Source organism: Hymenobacter metallilatus, assembly GCF_003944705.1.
Lineage (GTDB): Bacteria > Bacteroidota > Bacteroidia > Cytophagales > Hymenobacteraceae > Hymenobacter > Hymenobacter metallilatus.
Genome location: NZ_RWIS01000013.1, coordinates 135,687 through 156,796, shown reverse-complemented (window position 1 = coordinate 156,796; position 21,110 = coordinate 135,687). Strand labels below are relative to the sequence as shown.

Sequence of the window (21,110 nt, the reverse complement as noted above, 5' to 3'; positions counted from 1 at the left end):
GGTTAGCCTGCTTTCGCCGCGTGGTCGTTGATTACGAATTCACTCCCGCTAGCCATGTTGCTTGGCTATTACTAGCTAACATCACTATGTCGCTCAATCGGGTCTGAATTCCCAAACACGCTCTAAGCCAGCGCAAAGCCGGCTTGGCTCAAATGCGCGAAATGAGTCCTAGATCAACCGGGCTGGGGTATCAATATATGATTTGGAGCATTAGCTAACAGGTGCTTTGCGTGCTTTGGCCTACTGCTCCGCTACTCTGGCGGTCAGCTTGCCTTCATCGTTTTTCTGCTCACACCCTTACCCATACGTTATGCTTCGTGTTTTGCGCCCTGTTTTTCAACCCTTCGTTTTGCCCCACTGGTGGCAGGATGCCCTACTGCTGCTGCCCCGGCTGGTGTGCGGTTACCTGTTGGCCTTCGAGTTTGGGGCCGTGAAGTTCGGGCTGCCCTGGTCGCCGCCCGACCACAACCTGGGCCTGTTTGAGGTGTCCTTCTGGTTTCCCAACGACGTGGCCGCTTTCGGGGGCATCTTTGCGCTGTTTCCGGCTTTCTTCGCCTGGATGGGTGCCGCCAGCGAAGCGGTAGGCGGCCTGCTGCTGCTGCTGGGGCTGGGTACCCGGGTATCAGCCTTCCTGATTATCTGCACCATGCTGGTGGCCATTTTCATGCAGCAGCTGCAGCAGGGCATGTGGAACATGCTGCCGGCCGCCGGTTTCCTCTGGGCCGCGCTGCCTCCGCTGGTGCTGGGCTCCGGCCGTTTCGGACTTGATTATCTGCTTGCCAAACCCCGCCGTCATGAAACCATCTAGCCTGTTGCTACTCACCCTCGGCAGCCTGCTGCTGCCCGGCTGCGTGCAGCCCGCCCACGACAAAACCGTAGTATACCTGCTCGATGTACGCGGCCTGCCCAATGTGCAGCAAGTAGGTCTGCGTGGCCGCGACAAGCCCCTAAGCTGGGACCAGGACCTGCCCCTCACACCCACGGGCCCCGACAGCACCCTCTACCGTGCCGTCGTTACCACCCACACCGGCTACCTCATCACGGAAGTGAAGTTCACCGTCAACGGGGAGCTTGAGCTTCAGCAGGCCGATAACCGCCGCATCGAGTTCGGGTCCGGTGATACCACCGTGTACCGCGCCCGGTTCAACGTGCGGCCGTGAGCCCTATAGTGACGTGACACGTCGCGTCTCCTCGTTGCTGATGGTGTTTGGACAGGCGGTAAACGTACCACTGTAGACCTGCTGCTTTGCGTCGAAACTTTCCTACCTGCACAACGGCAGCAACGACGAGATACAACATATTGCGTTTTTACCGCCGCGCCCGGCTCATAATGCGCCGCTCCCAATGCTTGCGTTTGGGAGCTACGTAGCCGCGCAGGTATTTCTCCATTACCATCACAGCGCAGGGGGCGGCGGCGGTGGCCCCGAAACCGCCGTTTTCCAGGTACACGGCCACGGCAATTTTGGGGTTATTGGCCGGGGCAAAGCCCACGAAGGCGGCATGGTCGTCGCCCTCGTCGTTCTGCACGGTGCCGGTTTTGCCCGCTACCGTAATGCCCACGTCGGCCAGGCTGGAGGCGTCGGCGGTGCCGCCGCGTTCCATCACGGCCACCATGCCGGGCACCAGGGCCGCAAAGTGGGCGCTATCAATGAGGGTGTGGCGTTTCTGGCGGAAGCGGGGCAGCGGGCCGCCCGCGCCCACGCCGCGCACCAGGTGCGGGGGGTAGTACCAGCCCCGATTGGCTACAATGGCCGCCATATTGGCCATCTGCAAACCAGTCAGGTTGATTTCGCCCTGCCCAATGCTGAGTGAGTAGATAGAGCGGTAGGTCCAGTTGCGGGTGCGGCGGGCTTTGTCGTAATAGGCCGGGGTGGGCAGAAAGCCGGGCGCCTCCCGGGGCAGATCCACGCCCAATACCGAGTCGAGGCCGAAGGAGCGCACGTAGCGCCGCCACTGCGCTAGGTTGGCGTGGCGGGCCGCTACGGTGTCCTGGGCCAGGGAGTCAGGCACACAGTCAATAAGGTTGCGCATCACCTGATAAAAGTAGGGGTTGCAGCTGTACTTGAGGCCCAGCGTAAGGCTGCTGGCCGGCCGGTGGTGGTGCACGCAGCTTACCAGCGACTGGTCGCAGCGGAAAGCGGTGCCGGGGCTGATGGCGTGCATCTGCAGGGCCACGGCCGCATTCACCAGCTTGAACACTGAGCCGGGCGGGTTAGCCAGCATAGCAGGGCGGTTGAGCAGGGGCATATCCTCGTGGTTCAGCAGCTCGGCCCGCACCCCGGCCTGGTCGGGGGCGGTGAGGGTGCTGGCCGGATACACCGGCCCCGAGACGTAGGCCAGGATTTCACCGGTGCGCGGATCGAGGGCCACCAGGTAGCCCTTGCGGCCGCCCAACAGCTTCTCGGCGTAGGTCTGGAGCTTCACATCCAGCGTGAGGTGCAAATCCTGGCCCTGCTGGAAGGCAGTATCCCGGGCCCAGCTGCCGTGCTGACGGCCCTGCTTATCGAGCAGCGGGTGCAGGTAGCCGCGGTGGCCACGTAACAGGCCGTTGTAGTAGCTTTCCACTCCGCCGTTGCGCAGGCGGTAGAAGCGGCCCCGCCCGGTGCGGCGGGCCTGGCGGTAGAAGCTCTGGGCCTCGGCGCTAAGGTAGCCCAGGGCATGGGCCGCGGCCGGGGAGGTGTACACCCGGCGGCGCTGCTCCACCAGCTTCAGCTGGGGCCAGGCGGCGCTGTCCTGGCGCACACGCGCCACTTCGGCGGCGGTCAGGCGCAGCAGGCCGGGGTAGCTGGCGGGGCCGGTGCCCGGGTAGGGCAAGGCGTCCTGCATACGCCGCCGCACGGTGGTGGAATCCCAGCCCAGCAGCAGGCCCAGAGCCAGGGTGTCGAGCGGGTAGCGGCGCGGCAGCTGCAGCAGAAACTGCGGGCGGGTATCCACCAACACTGAATCGTGGCGGTCGAGGATGCGGCCGCGCTCCGGCACCTGGGGCAGCACCACGCGCCGGGCCGTGTAGCGCACGCGCACATCCTGGGCCTGAGGCGGCTGGTTTTGCTGATCGGGCGAGGAGCAAGCAGCCAGCAGCCCTAGCAGGGCGAATAAGCAATTTCCCCAGCAGGTATGAGCAGTGCGCATGGGGTAAAGCTAGAAAATTGCCAGGCACGGACCCGGGGCTTTCGGCGAACGGGCCATCCTGGCGGCCTGAGTCCGGCCGGGGTACGGTGTAAAGACGGGTATGAGCGTCTTGGCGCGGACGGTGGTTGCCTGGTACGGTACCGGCCGTGCGTCTCTGCCGGCGGGGGCCGCTCAGCAAAACGCCACCCAGGTTGCTCCAGGTGGCGTAGTGCACAGACACGTCAGGTTGGGAAATGTGTTACTGAGCCGCCGGATACCAGTTGCGCAGCCGAACGTCGATTTTCTTGTTGGCCTGGTTCACGGTTTTCCTGAAGCCATCCACGTCGCTCAGGCCGTTCTGGCCCCGGTAGTGATACGGATACACAATGCCGGGCTTGAAGGCCAGCACGCCCTGCGCGGCCTGCTGCACATCCATGGTGTAGGGCAGGTTCATGCACACAAAGGCCACGTCGATGTTCTTGAGGGCGCGCATTTCGGCAATGTCTTCCGTGTCGCCGGAGAGGTACACGTTCTTGCCGCCCAGGTTCAGCACGTAGCCGTTGCCCCGGCCTTTGGTGTGCGGCGCGTCGGGGGCTTCGGGCAGGTTATACATCGGAATGGCCGAAACCGTCATGCCCAGCGTATCGAGCTTCTGGCCGTTGCGCAGGATGCGGACCTGGGCCTTGTACTCGGCGGGTAGCTTATCGGCCACGGCCTGGGGCACTATCATCAAGGCCTTGCCCACGAAAAGCCCCGCCAGCGTTTTCGGGTCCAGGTGGTCACCATGAATGTCGGTGATGAGGATGACATCAGGGGCGGCCAGGCCGGCGTAGGCCGCGGCTCCGCCGTAGGGGTCCACGTAAATCGTCTTGCCGTTCCAGCTGAATACCACGCTGCCGTGGGTGATGGGCTGCACCGTGAACGGGCCGTTCTTGGTGGCAATCTGGTCGGCGGCGGCGCGCGGGGCGGGGGCGGTTTGGGCCTGCGCCCGGGTGGTAAACGCCAGGGCCGCCGCGAGGATAAGAGGGAATTTCATCGGGTTTCTTGTTAATGGGTAGAAGGGAGTACGTTGCTAACCCAGGGCGGGGGTGAAAGTTCTGGATGAGCGTTGGAGACGGTAGCTAGCGGTGGCGCAGTCGCTCGGCACAGCCGAGCGACTGCCCGGGGGGGCAGGACAAAGTTCGCATTGTGCGAACTTGTTATTTATATTTGGCGTATCCCATATGAAAGTTCATCTAATCAAACGCCAGACGGTAGAGGATTTCGTTGCGGGCCACGCCCGGAGTCGTACGGGCTTCGCCACCTGGCTCACGGCTGTGAAATACGCCGACTGGAACACCCCCGCCGATATACTGCACACCTTTGGCTCTGCCGACTTACTCGGAAACGGTAGCAACCGGGTAGTATTTGATATCGGCGGCAATCATTACCGGCTGATTGCCAGCTACGGGTTTGGGCTGCGGCAGGTGCATTTGTTCGTCTGCTGGATCGGTACACATGCCGAATACGATAAGCTCTGCGCCAGGCAGCAGCAGTACACCGTCAACCTCTACTAACCTCGCCTCATGGAAACGCTGAAATACACCGTTATCAAATCGGAAGAGCAATACCGGGCCTATTGCCACACGCTGGAAGCCTTGGCAATGGCCGACGTCACTACGCCAGGGCAGCAGGAGGAAGTCGATTTATTAACGCTGCTTATCGAAACCTGGGACCGGGAGCATGCCACGGTTCCCGAAGCCGACCCCATTGCCCTGTTGCGGGCGTTGATGGCCGAGCGGCAGATGCAGGCCAAAGACCTGGTCAGCCTGCTGGGCGTGGGCAAGGGAACGGTGTCTGACATCCTGCGTCGCCGCCGGGGACTGTCGAAAGAAGTTATTCGCCGGCTGGCCAGCTATTTCAAGGTTTCGCAGGAGGCGTTCAACCGCCCGTACGAACTAGCCGTGCCCCAAACACCTCTGCCCCGCAATGCCCGCGTGGTCCACTCTGGTTCGGTGCCCGTAGCGGCCTAGCGTTGTAACCGGTTAACCCAAAACCGCGCCGCCTAGACGACTCCAAACGGCGCGATACCACCGCCGACGAAACCCAGCAAACCACCCGTTACTTCGGCCGCATCAGCTTCGCGGAGTTTCAGGGAGTGGAATCAGTAGAGTAAGTAAAAAACCGCGCCGCCCGGATGATTCCAGGTGGCGCGGTTTTGGTTTGGCGAGTTGTGGCGGCAAGGGAGGGGATATAGCCTATTAGGGCTGGCAACGAGTTACGGCTGCTCCTAAATTCGCGCCAGATGAGATGGTAGTTGCATTTGGTAATCTTGTGCTAAGCACAACCTATTTTAAAGGCAGATAGCCTAGAATCCAAGCACTCAAAACCATATACAGGTTTACCCCTTTGATAGGCAGCCTCTTCAACAAAATCCTTATTGTCAGTTGATGCTGCTCGCCATTTTGAATGATCTGTCCAAACACCCAAAATTGTTTCAGGGATTTGATGGTATTCACATTCATTGATGAAGAGTATGCCTATTCGGTAATTGTCTTCTACTTCCACAACGCAATATTGCTCAAACCCTTCTTCTGAGAATGTTTGTACTACATTAGCAGCTATATAAACAGCTGCGTCATAAGGAATGTATTTGCTCTCGAAAACAACGGATAATTTTTTGAGTTTAAAAAATTCTCTGGCAAACTGACTTGCAAAAATATAATTATCTTTCTCAATAATTATATTTTCTTTTTGGTATTTACTAGCACTTAAAGACCAATTAAAAGAGCCGTTTATTGTTGTATTTAGATCGATTACACAAAATTTGTTATGCATAATAGATTGGCCTTTATTCTCGTAGAGAAATAATTTTCCTCCATGTAGTAGAAATTCATTAAATCTTGATTTTACTTTAGCGAACTGATAGTCACAGTTTACGATTATTTCAACTTGAACGCCAGATTTGAGCTTTTTTATGAGTAGATATATTAAATCATAATCCGTTATCCATGCTACAGCAACATACAGAATGAACTCCGCTCTTTCAATTTCTTGAATGAGCACTTCTTTGATTCCCTCGAAGTAGGTTTTCATAGTATTACTATTAAAACGGGCGCTACCTCGGCAAGGTAGCGCCCTTTCTAGCTCAGCTCAAAAGCGAATTACATATTCCGGCGGTACTGCCCGCCCACTTCAAACAGCGCATTCGTCACCTGCCCGAGCGAGCAGAACTTCACCGTTTCCATCAGCTCCTCGAAGAGGTTGCCATTCGCGACGGCCACCTGCTGCAGCTGCTTCAGGCGCTGCTCGGTGGTGGCGTGGTTGCGGGCCTGCAGGGCTCGTAGCATCGTAATCTGGTACTGCTTTTCCTCCTCCGTGGCCCGGATTACCTCGGCGGGCACCACCGTGGGCGAGCCGGCCGACGAAAGGAAGGTGTTCACCCCGATGATGGGGTACTCGCCGGTGTGCTTGAGCGTCTCGTAGTACAGGCTTTCTTCCTGAATCTTGCCGCGCTGGTACATGGTTTCCATGGCCCCCAGCACGCCGCCGCGCTCCGTAATCCGGTCGAATTCGGTGAGTACGGCTTCTTCCACCAGGTCAGTCAGCTCCTCGATGATAAAGGAGCCCTGCAGCGGGTTTTCGTTCTTGGCCAGGCCCAGCTCCCGGTTGATGATGAGCTGGATGGCCATGGCCCGGCGCACCGAGGCTTCGGTGGGCGTGGTAATGGCCTCGTCGTAGGCGTTGGTGTGCAGGGAGTTGCAGTTGTCGTAGATGGCGTAGAGGGCCTGCAGAGTGGTGCGGATATCGTTGAAGTCGATTTCCTGGGCGTGCAGGCTCCGGCCGCTGGTCTGGATGTGGTACTTCAGCATCTGCGAGCGGGCGTCTGCGCCGTACTTCAGCTTCATGGCCTTGGCCCAGATACGGCGCGCCACGCGGCCAATTACGGCGTACTCGGGGTCGATGCCGTTGGAGAAGAAGAACGACAGGTTAGGGGCGAAGTCGTTCACGTTCATGCCCCGGCTCACGTAGTACTCCACAAACGTGAAGCCGTTGCTGAGCGTGAGGGCCAGCTGGGTAATGGGGTTGGCCCCGGCCTCGGCAATGTGGTAGCCCGAAATGGAGACGGAGTAGAAGTTCCGCACCTTGTTGGTGATGAAGTACTGCTGCACGTCGCCCATCAGGCGCAGGCTGAACTCGGTGGAGAAGATGCAGGTGTTCTGGGCCTGGTCTTCCTTCAGAATATCGGCCTGTACGGTGCCGCGCACCTGCGCCAGGGTGCGGGTTTTGATGGCGTGGTACACCTCCTGGGGCAGCACCTGGTCGCCGGTTACGCCCAGCAGCATCAGGCCAAGGCCGTCGTTGCCCTGGGGCAACTCGCCCTGGTAGCGGGGGCGGGGCTGGCCCAGCTCCCGGTAAATGGCGTCAATCTTCTGGTTGACCTCGTCTTCCAGCCCGTTTTCCTTGATGTACAGCTCGCACTGTTGGTCAATGGCCGCGTTCATGAAGAAGGCGGCAATGGTGGCGGCCGGGCCGTTGATGGTCATCGACACCGAGGTCATCGGGTCGGCCAGGTTGAAGCCGGAGTAGAGCTTCTTGGCGTCGTCGAGGCAGCACACGCTCACGCCCGAGTTGCCAATTTTGCCGTAGATGTCGGGCCGGTGGTCGGGGTCCTCGCCGTAGAGGGTCACCGAGTCGAAGGCCGTGCTCAGGCGCTTGGCGGGCAGGCCCATGCTCACGTAGTGGAAGCGGCGGTTGGTACGCTCGGGGCCACCTTCGCCGGCAAACATGCGGGTGGGGTCTTCGCCCTCGCGCTTGAAGGGGAACACGCCGGCCGTGTAGGGAAACTCGCCGGGCACGTTTTCCTGAAGCTGCCACTTCAGCAGGTCGCCCCAGGCCGTGTAGCGCGGCAGGCTCACCTTCGGAATCTGCAGGTGGGAGAGGCTCTCAGTGTGGGTTTTCAGGCGCAGCTCCTTGTCGCGCACCTTAAAGATGAACTCGGGGGCTTTGTAGGCGGCTACCTTCTGCGGCCAGGTCTCCAGGAGCTTCCAATTTTGCCCGTCCAGACGGAGCTTGATTTCCTCGAAGGTGCTCTCCAGGCCGGCCACGAGGCTTCCTGCTCCGGGTGCGTGGCTGCCGTGCCCGCTGCCAGGTCCGCCAGCGGTGTTTCCGAGACTTTCGACGGCTCCGATGGCTTGTCGGATTCCATAGAGCTGCTGAGCAACGTCAGCTTGTTTTTGAACCCACTGGTCATACTGGCGGTTGGTTTCGGCAATTTCAGACAAATACCGCGTGCGGTGCGGCGGAATGATGTAAATCTTCTCCGAATCCTGCTGGGAGGTTTCGAGCTGGGAGGCGAAGGCCGCCCCGGTTTTGGCTTCTACGGTGGCCAGCACGGCGCGGTAGAGGCGGTTCATGCCGGGGTCGTTGAACTGGGAGGCAATGGTGCCGAACACGGGCATCTCGTCCAGGGGCTTGTCCCAGAGCTGGTGGTTGCGCTGGTACTGCTTGCGCACGTCGCGCAGCGCGTCCAGGGCCCCCCGCTTGTCGAACTTGTTGAGGGCAATGACGTCGGCGAAATCGAGCATGTCGATTTTTTCCAGCTGGGTGGCCGCGCCGTACTCGGGCGTCATCACGTAGAGGCTGGCGTCGGAGTGCTCGATGATTTCGGTGTCGCTCTGCCCGATGCCGGAGGTTTCGAGGATGATCAGGTCGAAGCCGGCGGCGCGCACCACGTCCACGGCGTCCTGCACGTACTTGCTCAGGGCCAGGTTGCTCTGGCGCGTCGCCAGGCTGCGCATGTACACCCGCGGCGAGTTGATGGCGTTCATCCGGATACGGTCCCCCAACAGGGCCCCGCCGGTTTTGCGCTTGCTGGGGTCTACGGAAATGATGGCAATGGTCTTCTCCGGGAAATCCAGCAAAAACCGCCGCACCAGCTCATCCACCAGGGAGGATTTACCCGCGCCACCGGTGCCGGTAATACCTAAAATAGGAGTTGCTAGTTTCTGGTTTCTGGTTTCTGGTTGAGCAGTATCGCCGGCCTTATCCGAACTAGAAACCAGCAACGAGAAACCAGAAACTGCCTTTTTATATTCTTCCGGGAAGTTTTCGGCGGCGGAAATCAGGCGGCCGATGCTGCGGGCATCTTTGGCCTTAATGTGCTTGGCCTCGCCGTTGAGGTGCTGGCCGGTGGGGAAGTCCGACTGCTGGAGCAGGTCGTTGATCATGCCCTGGAGGCCGAGGGCGCGGCCGTCGTCGGGGGAGTAGATGCGGGTGATGCCGTAGCCCTGCAGCTCGGCAATTTCGGTGGGCAGAATCACGCCGCCGCCGCCGCCGAAGATTTTGATGTGACCCGCGCCGCGCTCCTTCAGCAGGTCATACATGTACTTGAAGTACTCGTTGTGGCCGCCCTGGTAGCTGGTAATGGCAATGGCCTGGGCGTCTTCCTGGATGGCGCAGTCCACGATTTCCTGCACCGAGCGGTTGTGGCCGAGGTGAATAACTTCGGCCCCGCTGGCCTGGATGATGCGGCGCATGATGTTGATGGCCGCGTCGTGCCCGTCAAACAGGGCCGCTGCCGTCACAATCCGGACGTGGTTCTGGGGCTTATAGGGAGCTACGGGAGCTGGGTGCATACGCGCAGTACAAAGTGGGTGGAATTGGAGGGGTGAAGGTACAAAAAAAGCCCCGGCGGGGGAGGTGCGGGGCTATTTGATGATTACGCATGTCAGAACGGCTGGATAAGGGGCCGCAGAAAATTATAGCTTTCAGGAGGTAGATTGATTTCACGGGCTACGGCCTCTGCCTGCTGAAAAAAACTTTCGGTAATCCTGATATCAAATTCGTAAAGCTGCACTACGATAATATCAAACCCGACCTCCCACTCGGCTTGCTCGAACATCTCCTTTGCGTTTGCACTATCTCGCGGCGGTAATCCCAAAGCTATGGCAGTGGATAATAGTAACCAGTATTTCTCCTGCTGCTTTCTCACGACGGTTTCTTGTGCTAGCTGAGTCAGCCCTCAGCGGGGCGGCATATCGGTAGTAATGATAGGGGAATGTAGGGAAAGCCTTAGCGGGTCGACACTGGTTCCGGGTGTCGACCCGCTGGGGCTTGAATAATTCTATTGGCCGGCTTTTCTACCGATATATCGCCCCGCCGGGGTTGGCTGCGGAGGTGTCATCGGCGGCTGTCGAACCAATGAGGGCTGCTTGCACAACTACGGCCGGTCAGGAAGCGTTTGGTTACTTCTTGGCCAGTACACTGGGATTGAGGACTTGCTCAAGCGGGCCTACTCTTAATAAGTCAGTAATAGTGGCTTCTATACATTGCCGGGTCAGTTCTCGCACGAATAAATCGGGCGGGCGTTGGTAAAGGCCATTTAGGTTTTCGCCCTGTGCTGTATCCAATTGAATGGCGGTCTGTAGAAACTGGTAAGTCCAGACGGTAATACCATAATGCCGGCCATCAGGAAAGGTTACATGAATGTTACAAGCCTCATTTGCTTTGTCCCAATCACCACCCGTTACAAACGTTTCTGTATCCGGGTCCCACTTGGTGGAATAATCAACATGCTCAAATTCCAGCCAAAGCGTAAATTTCTGCATATCTGAACTTCTCAAAAGATGCGCAAAACGGCTACCGCTTGTCTACCTCCATCAGCACCGTAAAGTAGAGGCTGGGCTGCATGGCATGAATACTCCAAACAGCCTGGCTGTTCTCCCGTTCCACCATGGTTTGTTTGGATTGGCGTAGCACCGGAATGGAAAAGTACTTGTCCCAGGGCTCGGTTTTCTCACTCTGTAGCCACTGAATAGTAGCCACTACCGGCTGGGCCTCCAGCCGGATGTCATAGCTGCTCAGGTCCAGTTGAATCCAACCCCGCTGCCGGTTGGTAGTCGTAAGCTGAATATCCTGGCTTAGCAAGGTGCGACCGGGGCGGCCGTTTTCCAGCGTATATAGGTTCAGGCGAAACCGTAACTGCTCATAGGTGTTCGTAGCCAGGTACACGTGCAGTGCATCCAGATAAGCCGGATGCTTGGGCATCAGCACTGTGCCCAGCTCCCAGCCCCATTCGTCGTCCACGGTTTCTTTACCGCTGGAGCCAGCCGTCCACAGCACGTCGCCTTTCTCCTTATTGCGGCCCAGCAGCGCCGGATGCACCGGTTTCCGCTCCACCACCACGTCGGGGAGGGCCTGCTCCAGCGGCAACAGGGCAAATTCCCGCTGCCCGTTCAGCAAAGCCTGCGGTGATACGGCGGCCCGGAAAAAGCCCACGCTGGTGATAACCAGTGAATCGGTAGGAGCGGCCGGAAACCGCAGAATATACCGGCCCTCCTCATCGGCCACCGTACCAATGTTACGGCCAATGATACCCAGCGTAGCGAACGGAACCGGCTGGTTGGTGCGGGCATTGCGCACCTGGCCTTCCAGGGTAAAGGCCTGCGCCAGCAGGGGAGACGAAAGGATGCAAAGCACCCAAGACAGCAGTAGCCGACGAACGAACACCAACTCAAATCAATAAATAGTAGGACGCGAAATAACGAGAGTTTGCGCTGCCGGTTGCTTTCAGCGGGCGGCTTTCTTTTTCCGGACCCCCGGCCGCAACCCGGCCGGCTACGGTATACCCACATCAGTGCGCGCATAGTCCGGAATTGGGCTGCTAGCGTTTTCGGGCCCTTTTGCGTACCTTCGCCCTCGGAAAAAACCGCCTCTAGTGAAGAACATTCGCAATTTCTGCATCATCGCCCACATCGACCACGGCAAAAGCACCCTGGCCGACCGTCTGTTGGAATTTACCAGCACTGTGGCCAAGCGCGACATGCAAGCCCAGCTGCTCGACAACATGGACCTGGAGCGGGAGCGGGGCATCACCATCAAGAGCCACGCCATCCAGATGCAGTATCAGTACCAGGGCGAGCAGTACACGCTCAACCTGATTGATACGCCCGGCCACGTCGATTTCAGCTACGAGGTATCCCGTTCCATTGCGGCCTGCGAAGGCGCGCTGCTGATTGTGGATTCCTCGCAGGGCATTGAAGCCCAGACAATTTCCAACCTGTATCTGGCCATCGGTTCCGACCTGACCATCATTCCGGTCCTCAACAAAATCGACCTGCCCCACTCCATGCCGGAGGAGGTGTCGGACGAAATTGTGGACCTCATCGGCTGTGACCGGGACGAAATCATCCATGCTTCGGGTAAGGCCGGTATCGGCATCGAGAACATTTTGAACGCCATCTGTGAGCGGATCCCGGCCCCCCAGGGTGACCCGGCGGCTCCGCTGCAGGCCCTCATCTTCGACTCGGTGTTCAACTCTTACCGCGGCATTGAGGTATTGTTCCGTATCAAAAACGGCACCATGCGCAAGGGCGACAAGCTCCGGTTCATGGCGACCGGCAAGGAATACGGCGCCGACGAAATTGGTATCCTGGGCCTCAACCAGGAGCCCCGGCAGGAGGTATCGGCCGGCAACGTGGGCTACCTCATTTCAGGCATCAAGGAAGCCCGCGAAGTAAAAGTAGGCGACACCATCACTCACGTAGCTCGCCCCACGGCCGAAGCCATCCAGGGGTTTGAGGACGTGAAGCCCATGGTATTTGCTGGTATTTATCCGGTAGATACTACTGAATATGAGGAGCTTAGGTCTTGCATGGAGAAGCTTCAGTTGAATGATGCTTCCTTGGTGTGGGAACCTGAGACTTCGGTAGCGCTGGGCTTCGGCTTCCGCTGCGGCTTCCTCGGAATGCTGCACATGGAAATCGTGCAGGAGCGCCTGGAGCGGGAGTTCAACATGACGGTAATTACCACTGTGCCCTCGGTACAGTTCCACGCCACCGGTACCAAGGATCAGCTGCTGACCATCAACGCCCCGAGCGAAATGCCCGAGCCGAACCTGATCAAGCACATCGAGGAGCCCTACATCAAAGCCCAGATTATTACGGCCGCCGATTATGTAGGACCCATCATCACGCTGTGCATGGAGAAGCGGGGTATTATCAAAGGGCAGTCCTACCTCACTTCCGAGCGGGTGGAGCTGAGCTTCGAGTTGCCGCTGTCGGAAATTGTATTCGACTTCTTCGACAAGCTCAAAACTATTAGCCGGGGCTATGCTTCCCTGGACTATGAGCTGATTGGCTTCCGCGAATCGGATATGGTGAAGCTGGACGTAATGCTGAACGGGGAGAAGGTGGACGCGCTGTCGGCCATTGTACACCGCTCCAAGAGCTATGATTGGGGCCGCCGCCTCTGCGAAAAGCTCCGGGAGCTACTCCCGCGCCAGCAGTTCGAAATAGCCATCCAGGCCAGCATCGGACAGAAAATTATTGCCCGTGAAACCGTGAAAGCCCTGCGCAAAAACGTAATTGCCAAGTGCTACGGCGGCGACATCAGCCGGAAGCGCAAACTGCTCGAAAAGCAGAAAGAAGGCAAGAAGCGGATGCGCCAGGTCGGCTCCGTGGAAATTCCGCAAGAGGCCTTCCTGGCCGTCCTCAAAATCGATTAGCAAAGTGGAACGCGCCCCATCGGGGCGCGTTTTTTTTGTGCTGCCAGTACGTCAATAAGATCAGAAAGAACGTCATGCTGAGCATGTGGCGCATCAAGCCAGTGTCGGAGCGGAGTCGAAGCATCTCTCCCGCTTCATTGGGATAGTAATTGATTAATCAGAGGTAGAGATGCTTCGACTCCGCCTCCGGCTTCGCTCAGCATGACATTCTTCTGATTTGCTAACAACCAGCAACTGACAACCAGTAACAACAACTCATTTCTCACCTCATACACTTCTTGACACGGCGTGTACTGATTTACCTTCTCCAGAACATGTCCTATACCCTTCTCAAGAACTGCACGAGCCAGGAGCAGCTGGAAAAAATCATCAAAGGGCAGGAGCGTAAGTTCCGGTGGCGCGACGACTGGCCGGCCATGGAAGCAGCCCTGCAAGCCGCCGGCACGGCTGCCATTGCCGCCCACGAAAACAAGCGTACCTCCGAAAAACCTCAGGACTTAGATTAACCCCGTACCCATGACCACTGCCCCCGACGCCACCACCTACCGCCTCATCGACGGCAAGCAAACCGCCGAGGCCATCAAAGAAGAAATTACCGCTGAGGTGATTCAGCGTAAAGCCGCCGGCCAGAAGACGCCCCATCTGGCGGCTATTTTGGTAGGCCACGATGGGGGCTCGGAAACCTACGTGCGCAACAAAGTGCTGGCCTGCGAGCGGGTGGGTTTCGGCAGTACGCTGCTCCGTTTCGAAGACACCATCACCGAGGCCGAGCTGCTGGCTCAGGTGCAGCAACTGAACGAAGACCCCGAAATTGATGGCTTCATTGTGCAACTGCCCTTGCCCCGCCACATTGATACCAATAAGGTGATTGAAGCGGTGCGTCCGGAGAAGGATGTGGATGGTTTCCACCCCATGAACATCGGCCGGATGGTGGCCGGACTGCCAGCCCTACTGCCCGCAACGCCCTCGGGTATTGTGGAACTGCTACGCCGCTACGAGCTGCCTACGGATGGGAAGCACTGCGTAGTAATTGGCCGCAGTAACATTGTGGGTACGCCAGTTAGTATACTGTTGGCTAAGAACTTAGAGCCAGGTAACTGCACGGTTACTTTATGTCACTCTCGCACCCAGAACTTAGCCAATATTACCCGCACCGCCGATATACTGGTAGCGGCCCTGGGCCGGCCGGAGTTTGTAACGGCCGACATGGTAAAGCCGGGGGCCGTGGTAATTGATGTGGGTACGACTCGGGTGGAAGACTCCGCCAAAAAATCGGGTTGGGCCTTAAAGGGTGACGTTAATTTTGCTGAGGTTGCGCCCCTGGCTTCCTACATTACACCGGTTCCGGGTGGCGTGGGCCCCATGACCATTGCCATGCTGCTGCTCAATACCTTACGCGCCGCCAAAGGGGAGGTGTACCCTAAGTAATTAGTGGCTGGTTGTTCGCATAGCGCCCAAAAAACCAACAGTCAGCAACAAACAATCAGCAACTCTGGTGAGCCGCTAAAATCCAATTAAAACCGCCTCAGGCTTTTAGATTTCAAGGGAGTGTACTACTTTTAATGTCGGGCCGTTAGGGAAGGAGGTACCTGCATCGGCGGGAGGCCCTCCCCAGCGGCCCGGCTTTTTTGTTTTTTGACCACATCTGTTTTGCTGCACGAACTACCTGTTACGTCGGCGGCCCCGGCCCAGGGGACGGCGGCTCCCGAACTGCCCGTAATGGAGCAGTTTTATACCATTCAGGGCGAAGGCTACAACACCGGCCGCGCTGCCTACTTTATCCGGCTAGGCGGCTGCGACGTGGGCTGCGTATGGTGCGATGTGAAAGAATCCTGGCCCCTGGACGCTCACCCGCGCCAGACCCTAACGGCCTTGGTAGACGCGGTTACTGAGCATCCCGGTCGCAACGTGGTTATTACCGGCGGTGAGCCCCTGATGCATGACCTGGGGCCGCTTACTGCCGCCCTGCGCGCTGCTGGCTGCCGCACCTGGATTGAAACCAGCGGCGCGTACCCGCTCAGCGGCAGCTGGGACTGGATTTGCGTATCGCCCAAGAAATTCAAGGCTCCGCTACCGGCCGTATTGGCTGCTGCCCACGAGCTGAAAATCATCGTCTTCAACAAAAGCGACTTTGCCTGGGCTGAGCAGCATGCGGCCCTTGTCGGGCCTGACTGCCGCCTCTACCTGCAACCCGAGTGGAGCAAAGCCGCTGATATGATGCCCCTGCTGGTAGACTACGTGAAAAGTAACCCGCAGTGGCAGGTTTCGTTGCAGACGCATAAATTTCTCGACATTCCGTAGCGCCCTACCTTCCCACCTATGCGCCGTTCGTTATTCGTCCCGGTTGTACTGCTGCTTGCGGCGGGTGGGTTGTTGCCTATCCGGGTAACAGCCCAGGCCAAACTCAGTACCACCAACACCAAAGCCCGTAACCTCTGGGAAAAAGCCCAGGAGCAGGCCAAAGCCCGGGATTTTAACAAAGCCATAGAAACTCTTACGCAGCTTACCCAAAAGTTTCCGTCGTTGGGGGAGCCCTATGTGCTGAAGGGTTCCCTGCTGAAAGCCATGGGCGAAAACCAGTTGGCTTTCGAGTCGTACCGTGACGGGCTGGGCAAGCTGCCCCTGGACCCTGCACGGGCCACCGATTACTTCACGCTGGGGGAGCTGGCCATGACTTTCGGCGAGTACCAGACCGCCGCCGACAGCTATAAGAAATACCTGAAAACTGCGGCCAAAAACCAGCGTAATACCCCCCGGGCCCAGCGCCAGCTCCTGAACTGCGAGTTTGCCCAGAAGGCCATGGCTGCGCCCACCGGCATTCAGCCCGAGCCGCTGGCACAGCCCCTTAACACGTTCCGGTTCCAGTATTTCCCGGTGCTGACTGCTGATAGCCGCTTCCTGCTGTTTACGGGCCGCCCCACGGCCGAAAGCGGCGAAGACCTGTTTGTAAGCCGGCAAAACAAGGACGGAAGTATGGGGGAGCCGCTGTCCATTTCGGCGGCTATTAACACACCCTACAACGAAGGAGCGGGGGCCATTTCCGGCGACGGCAAAACCCTGGTGTTTGCCTCCTGCGACCGGCCCAGCTCCGTGGGCAACTGCGACCTGTACATATCGCGCCGCACCGGCAACGTGTGGAGCAAGCCCCAGAACCTGGGCCGCAACGTAAACTCCCCGGAGTGGGACTCGCAACCCACACTGTCGGCCGACGGGCGCACCTTATATTTCACCAGTACCCGGCGCGGCGGCAGGGGCCAGGAAGATATTTACGTGACCAACCTGGATGCCCAGGGCAACTGGACTCCGGCCCGTAACCTGGGCAGCCCTGTAAATACCTTCGGCAAGGATATGGCCCCGTTTATTCATGCTAGTGGTACTACGCTCTACTATGTTACCGATGGGCTGGTAGGTATGGGTGGGCTGGATGTGTACCGTTGCGAGCAGCTGGGCGCCGACAAATGGAGTATTCCCCAAAACCTGGGCTTCCCGCTCAATACCTACGAGAACGAGGCATCCCTGTTTATTACCTCTGATAACCGCCGGGGCTTCTGCTCCCGCTCCAAGGCCACGGTGCCCGGAGTAAAGCAGGAGCGGGACCGGCCAGTGGAGCTGTTCGGCTTCGAGGTGCCCAAGGAAGTGCGGGCCCGCGAAACCAGCACTTACACCCAAGGCCGGGTGTTCGATGCCTTCACAAAAAAGCCCATCAAGGCCGACGTGCAGCTCTACGACCTCAACACCGACGAGCTGGTGCAGTACGTGGGCTCCGATGCGGAGAACGGCGAATACACGGTAGTGCTCAACGAAGGCCGGCAGTACGCCATGTACGCCGCCGCCGACAAGTACCTGATGCGCAGCCTGAGCTTCGACTACTCTGATAAGCGGAGCTTCGACCCGCTGACGCTGGATATTTACCTGGAGCCCGTGCGTTCCGGCCGGAGCATCGTACTCAATAATCTGTTTTTCGATAGCAAAGAGTATGCGCTAAAGCCCAAGTCGCGCACTGAGCTGAACCGGCTGGTTGCCTTCATGAAGCAGTACCCCGATGTGCTGGTGGAAATATCCGGCCACACCGACGACGTAGGCTCCGACGACGACAATCAGGTGCTGTCACAGAACCGGGCTAAATCTGTATACACTTACCTGATCAGCCAGGGAGTAAAGGCGCAACGACTCCGGTTCAGAGGGTATGGAGAAACCAAGCCCCTGAATCCCAACGACTCCGACGAGCACCGGCAACAGAACCGGCGCATCGAACTTCGAATTCTATAAGTTCACTACCTACAATCTGAAGCCCGGCCGCTACTTGCGGCCGGGCTTTTTTTGTTTGCACTTTCTCTTGTTCGTATAACTATTAACTGACTGTGTTAGAAGGGCATATTTAGGCATATTCAACTAATTAATTAGAAAATTAATAAAAAATCTTTGTATTATTAAATTAATGTGCTTATGTTTGGCTACCCTCACCTCCCCTACCGGAGAGAGAGGCCGCTTAGGTAGACGCAAACTCACCTGCTGACCCGAGGCTAAACTGGCTTTCACTTTTCATTTACCTTTTCATTTTCACGCTTTCTTGTTATGAAAAAGACTACGCTTTTTGTCTGTCTGCTGCTAAGCGTACAGAGTGTGGTGCTGGCTGCTGGTACCCTCGATGGTGGTACTGGAGTACAGGCCCGGGCAACTGCCCTGACTCGTTCCATCTCCGAAAAGGTTCGCCTCGATGAGGGACAGTACCTGCGGGTTAAGCAGCTCAACATGCGCATGCTGCTGGAAATTGAAGACCTCAAAACCCGGTTCGCCGCCGACCAGGCTATCCTGGATCAACGCTTGGCTGATGCCCAGATTCGGTACGAGAATGACCTGACGGCTTTGCTTCGTCCGGCTCAGTTGGCGCTGTTCCAGGAAAGCCGCGCGAATATGACTGCGCTGGGCCAGCACTAAGCTCGGGCAGCTCACTGGTAGTACCTCCCCACAACCCTATTCCTACCTCCCATGAAAAAGCTGACAATCCCCCTGGTAATGGCAGTGCTGGCCCTGGCCTCGCACCGACTACTGGCGGCTCCTGGCAATGGCAACCGCGACCTACAAGCCCGGGCAACTGCCATGACGCGCTCCTTGTCTCAGCAGGTCCACCTCAATGAAGGCCAGTACGTGCAGGTTAAGGCCCTGAACCTGCGGTTGCTGCAGGAAATGCTGGCAGCCCGGGCTCTGTTTGTTCATGATGCCGACCTGCACAGCCGGGCCGTATCCGACGCCCAGTTGCAGTATGAGATGGAGCTGTCGTCGTTGCTACAGCCTAATCAGCTGGCACTGTACCAGCAGAACCGGGCCAGCATGACGGCTCTGAGCGACGTACCTCGTTAAACCTGAACGGGAGCCTGAATGCTCAGGCTCCCGTTTAGATTATTTTTGATTCCTTTAGTTTAACTTAATATTGACATAGTTATAAATATAGTGTATACTTACTCACTCATATCCGCATACTGCTAGTGCCTGTTTTCTTGTTTCTTTCCCACCAACTCACCACCGCTTGTTATGAAAAAAGTATTCGCATGTCTCGTTTTTGTAGCCATGGTAGTGGCCAGCTCCGGCGCGCAGGCCAGCCCCGGCGACGGTAGCAAACTCTCGGCCCGGGCCACCGATATGACCCGCCGCATTGCTGAGCGAACCAGGCTTACCGAAGGACAGTACGTAAAAGTGCGCGCCCTCAACGTACGCCTGCTCACTGAAATGGCTGATTTGCGGAAGCAGTTTGCCAATGATGCTGCTGAGCTGGATAAGGCCATGGCCGACGTGCAGATGCGCTATGAGTGGGACCTGGCTGCGGTGCTCGGACCCAAGCGCATGACGGCTTATGAGGAAATGAAAACCAATTTCACGGCTACCAATCTACGCTGATTCACAAAACGTTATAGCCGGTTGCCTGATGCAATGGTTTAAACGCAAAAAAGCCCGCTTATGCGGGCTTTTTTGTTATTGATGAGGTAGGCTGACTAGGAGCGGGCATCAATGCTTACATAGTCCCGTTCGGTTTCGCCGGTGTAGATTTGGCGGGGGCGGCCGATGGGCTCCTTGTTCTCGCGCATTTCTTTCCACTGGGCAATCCAGCCGGGCAGGCGACCCAGGGCAAACATCACCGTGAACATTTCGGTGGGAATGCCAATGGCTTTGTAAATAATGCCGGAGTAGAAGTCGACGTTGGGGTAGAGCTTGCGCTTGATGAAGTACTCATCGGTGAGGGCCGCCTGCTCCAACTCCTTGGCAATTTTCAGTAGGGGGCTATCTTCCAGGCCAAGGGCCGTGAGCACATCGTCGGCAGCCTTCTTAATGATGGTAGCGCGCGGATCAAAGTTCTTGTATACCCGGTGCCCGAAGCCCATCAGGCGGAAGGAGTCGTTGGGGTCTTTGGCTTTATCCACCCACTTCTGGGTGTTGCCGCCGTCCTTCTGGATGGCCTCCAGCATCTCAATTACCTCCTGGTTGGCACCGCCGTGCAGCGGACCCCACAGGGCGTTGATTCCAGCCGAAACCGAGCCGTAGAGCGAAGCATTGGCTGAGCCTACCAAACGCACCGTGGAGGTGGAGCAGTTCTGCTCGTGGTCGGCGTGCAGGATCAGCAGCTTGTTCAGGGCGCTGACGATGCGTGAATCCAGCTCGTACTTCTCGGTGGGGAAGCTGAACATCATGTACAGGAAGTTCGAGCAGTAGTCGAGGTCATTGCGCGGATAGTTCAACGGGTGACCCATGTTGTTCTTGTACGTCCAGGCCGCAATGGTCGAAATCTTGGCCATCAGACGAATCACATTCAGGTCGATTTCCTCGGCGGAGAGGTTGGGCGACAGGCTTTCGGGGTAGAAGCCGGTCAGTGCGCAAATCAGGCTGCTCAGGATGGCCATGGGGTGGGTAGCCGAAGGGAAGCCGTCGAAAATCTTCCGTACATCCTCGTGTACCAGCGTGTGTTTGGTGATCTGCTCCGAGAAGTTGTCCAGCTCGGCTTTGGTGGGCAGCTTGCCGTAAATCAGCAGGTAGGCCACCTCAATGAAGGACGATTTCTCGGCCAACTGCTCGATGGGGTAACCCCGGTAGCGCAGAATACCCTCTTCGCCATCGAGGAAGGTAATGGCACTTTTGGTGGCGCCGGTGTTCTTGTAACCCGAGTCGAGGGTTACGTAGCCGGTTTGGTCCCGCAGCTTGCCAATATCAAAGGCTTTTTCTTGCTCGGTGCCTTCAATGACAGGGAGAGAATAGGATTTCCCGTCGAGGATCAGTTCAGCAGATTCTGCCATAAAAGTGGGGTGAAGGATGGGTTGCAGGGCGAAACTAAAAAATTACCGGCAAGCCGGAAAGCTAGGAGAGTTTGTCGCCTGTACTACAACCGCGTCCGGGTTCTTGTTTTTGAGATGGGGAAAACGCAAAGAAAAGCCCGGGCGCTGACAAGTTCGGCATGCCAACCTATGTTTTTACAGGGTTTTTACGGAAGCCAGTAGCCCAGGCCAGACTTTAGTCCGTCGGAACGTGT

At 57.7% G+C, this 21,110-nt stretch carries 19 protein-coding genes; 12 read left to right on the top strand and 7 right to left on the bottom strand.

Translation table 11 applies throughout. The annotated features are described in order from the left end of the window. The first annotated feature begins 310 nt into the window (after positions 1–310). A complete protein-coding gene (locus tag EI290_RS17935; RefSeq protein WP_125433045.1) occupies positions 311–808 on the top strand; it encodes a DoxX family protein in 498 nt (165 codons plus the stop codon). Further along, positions 795–1,160 (top strand): hypothetical protein, encoded by a 366-nt coding sequence (locus EI290_RS17930; RefSeq protein WP_125433044.1) that lies wholly within the window; start codon positions 795–797, stop codon positions 1,158–1,160. The genes EI290_RS17935 and EI290_RS17930 overlap by 14 nt, the downstream gene beginning before the upstream one ends. Before the next feature lie 148 nt (positions 1,161–1,308). On the opposite strand, the gene EI290_RS17925 is transcribed toward EI290_RS17930, so the two are convergent. Both EI290_RS17925 and EI290_RS17920 read right to left on the bottom strand, forming a co-directional pair. Next, complete coding sequence (locus EI290_RS17925; protein WP_125433043.1) at positions 1,309–3,129, bottom strand: peptidoglycan D,D-transpeptidase FtsI family protein; 1,821 nt, start codon at positions 3,127–3,129, stop codon at positions 1,309–1,311. Between the two features lie 238 nt (positions 3,130–3,367). Beyond that, positions 3,368–4,144, bottom strand: coding sequence for an MBL fold metallo-hydrolase (locus tag EI290_RS17920; protein ID WP_125433042.1), 777 nt, complete (start codon positions 4,142–4,144; stop codon positions 3,368–3,370). A gap of 187 nt (positions 4,145–4,331) precedes the next feature. Here EI290_RS17920 and EI290_RS17915 point away from each other — a divergent pair, with 187 nt between their 5' ends. Beyond that, on the top strand, positions 4,332–4,664 hold the full coding sequence (locus EI290_RS17915; RefSeq protein ID WP_125433041.1) for a type II toxin-antitoxin system HigB family toxin: 333 nt from the start codon (positions 4,332–4,334) through the stop codon (positions 4,662–4,664). A 9-nt stretch (positions 4,665–4,673) separates the two neighbouring features. Beyond that, the gene (locus EI290_RS17910) at positions 4,674–5,120 is read left to right on the top strand and encodes a helix-turn-helix domain-containing protein (protein ID WP_125433040.1); all 447 of its coding nucleotides are present in this window, start codon (positions 4,674–4,676) and stop codon (positions 5,118–5,120) included. Between the two features lie 304 nt (positions 5,121–5,424). On the opposite strand, the gene EI290_RS17905 is transcribed toward EI290_RS17910, so the two are convergent. The 4 genes from EI290_RS17905 to EI290_RS17885 form a co-directional block, all read right to left on the bottom strand. Beyond that, positions 5,425–6,183: a phospholipase D-like domain-containing protein gene (locus tag EI290_RS17905; protein WP_125433039.1), complete on the bottom strand. Its 759-nt coding sequence runs from the start codon at positions 6,181–6,183 to the stop codon at positions 5,425–5,427. Between the two features lie 68 nt (positions 6,184–6,251). Then, positions 6,252–9,725 carry a methylmalonyl-CoA mutase family protein gene (locus tag EI290_RS17900; RefSeq protein WP_125433038.1) on the bottom strand — a complete coding sequence of 1,158 codons (3,474 nt, stop codon included), beginning with the start codon at positions 9,723–9,725 and terminating at the stop codon, positions 6,252–6,254. Between the two features lie 609 nt (positions 9,726–10,334). Beyond that, positions 10,335–10,697, bottom strand: a complete 363-nt coding sequence (locus EI290_RS17890) for a hypothetical protein (protein ID WP_125433036.1) — start codon at positions 10,695–10,697, stop codon at positions 10,335–10,337. Positions 10,698–10,728: 31 nt separating this feature from the next. Next, positions 10,729–11,568 carry a carboxypeptidase-like regulatory domain-containing protein gene (locus EI290_RS17885; RefSeq protein WP_185817065.1) on the bottom strand — a complete coding sequence of 280 codons (840 nt, stop codon included), beginning with the start codon at positions 11,566–11,568 and terminating at the stop codon, positions 10,729–10,731. 238 nt (positions 11,569–11,806) lie between these two features. Between EI290_RS17885 and lepA the strand changes: the two genes are divergently transcribed. The 8 genes from lepA (at position 11,807) to EI290_RS17845 (ending at position 19,489) form a co-directional block, all read left to right on the top strand. After that, positions 11,807–13,594, top strand: coding sequence for a translation elongation factor 4 (lepA, locus tag EI290_RS17880; RefSeq protein ID WP_125433034.1), 1,788 nt, complete (start codon positions 11,807–11,809; stop codon positions 13,592–13,594). Positions 13,595–13,908: 314 nt separating this feature from the next. After that, positions 13,909–14,100 (top strand): hypothetical protein, encoded by a 192-nt coding sequence (locus tag EI290_RS17875; RefSeq protein WP_125433033.1) that lies wholly within the window; start codon positions 13,909–13,911, stop codon positions 14,098–14,100. Between the two features lie 10 nt (positions 14,101–14,110). Continuing rightward, positions 14,111–15,022 (top strand): bifunctional 5,10-methylenetetrahydrofolate dehydrogenase/5,10-methenyltetrahydrofolate cyclohydrolase, encoded by a 912-nt coding sequence (locus EI290_RS17870; protein WP_125433032.1) that lies wholly within the window; start codon positions 14,111–14,113, stop codon positions 15,020–15,022. Positions 15,023–15,313: 291 nt separating this feature from the next. Then, on the top strand, positions 15,314–15,895 hold the full coding sequence (locus tag EI290_RS17865; RefSeq protein WP_125433051.1) for a 7-carboxy-7-deazaguanine synthase QueE: 582 nt from the start codon (positions 15,314–15,316) through the stop codon (positions 15,893–15,895). Positions 15,896–15,913: 18 nt separating this feature from the next. Then, the gene (locus EI290_RS17860; RefSeq protein ID WP_125433031.1) at positions 15,914–17,863 is read left to right on the top strand and encodes an OmpA family protein; all 1,950 of its coding nucleotides are present in this window, start codon (positions 15,914–15,916) and stop codon (positions 17,861–17,863) included. Positions 17,864–18,169: 306 nt separating this feature from the next. After that, positions 18,170–18,532, top strand: a complete 363-nt coding sequence (locus tag EI290_RS17855; protein WP_125433030.1) for a hypothetical protein — start codon at positions 18,170–18,172, stop codon at positions 18,530–18,532. Between the two features lie 51 nt (positions 18,533–18,583). After that, positions 18,584–18,955 (top strand): hypothetical protein, encoded by a 372-nt coding sequence (locus tag EI290_RS17850; RefSeq protein WP_125433029.1) that lies wholly within the window; start codon positions 18,584–18,586, stop codon positions 18,953–18,955. A gap of 171 nt (positions 18,956–19,126) precedes the next feature. Then, a complete protein-coding gene (locus EI290_RS17845; RefSeq protein WP_125433028.1) occupies positions 19,127–19,489 on the top strand; it encodes a hypothetical protein in 363 nt (120 codons plus the stop codon). Positions 19,490–19,584: 95 nt separating this feature from the next. Here EI290_RS17845 and EI290_RS17840 read toward each other — a convergent pair whose 3' ends face one another. Continuing rightward, positions 19,585–20,877: a citrate synthase gene (locus tag EI290_RS17840; RefSeq protein ID WP_125433027.1), complete on the bottom strand. Its 1,293-nt coding sequence runs from the start codon at positions 20,875–20,877 to the stop codon at positions 19,585–19,587. Positions 20,878–21,110 lie beyond the last annotated feature (233 nt).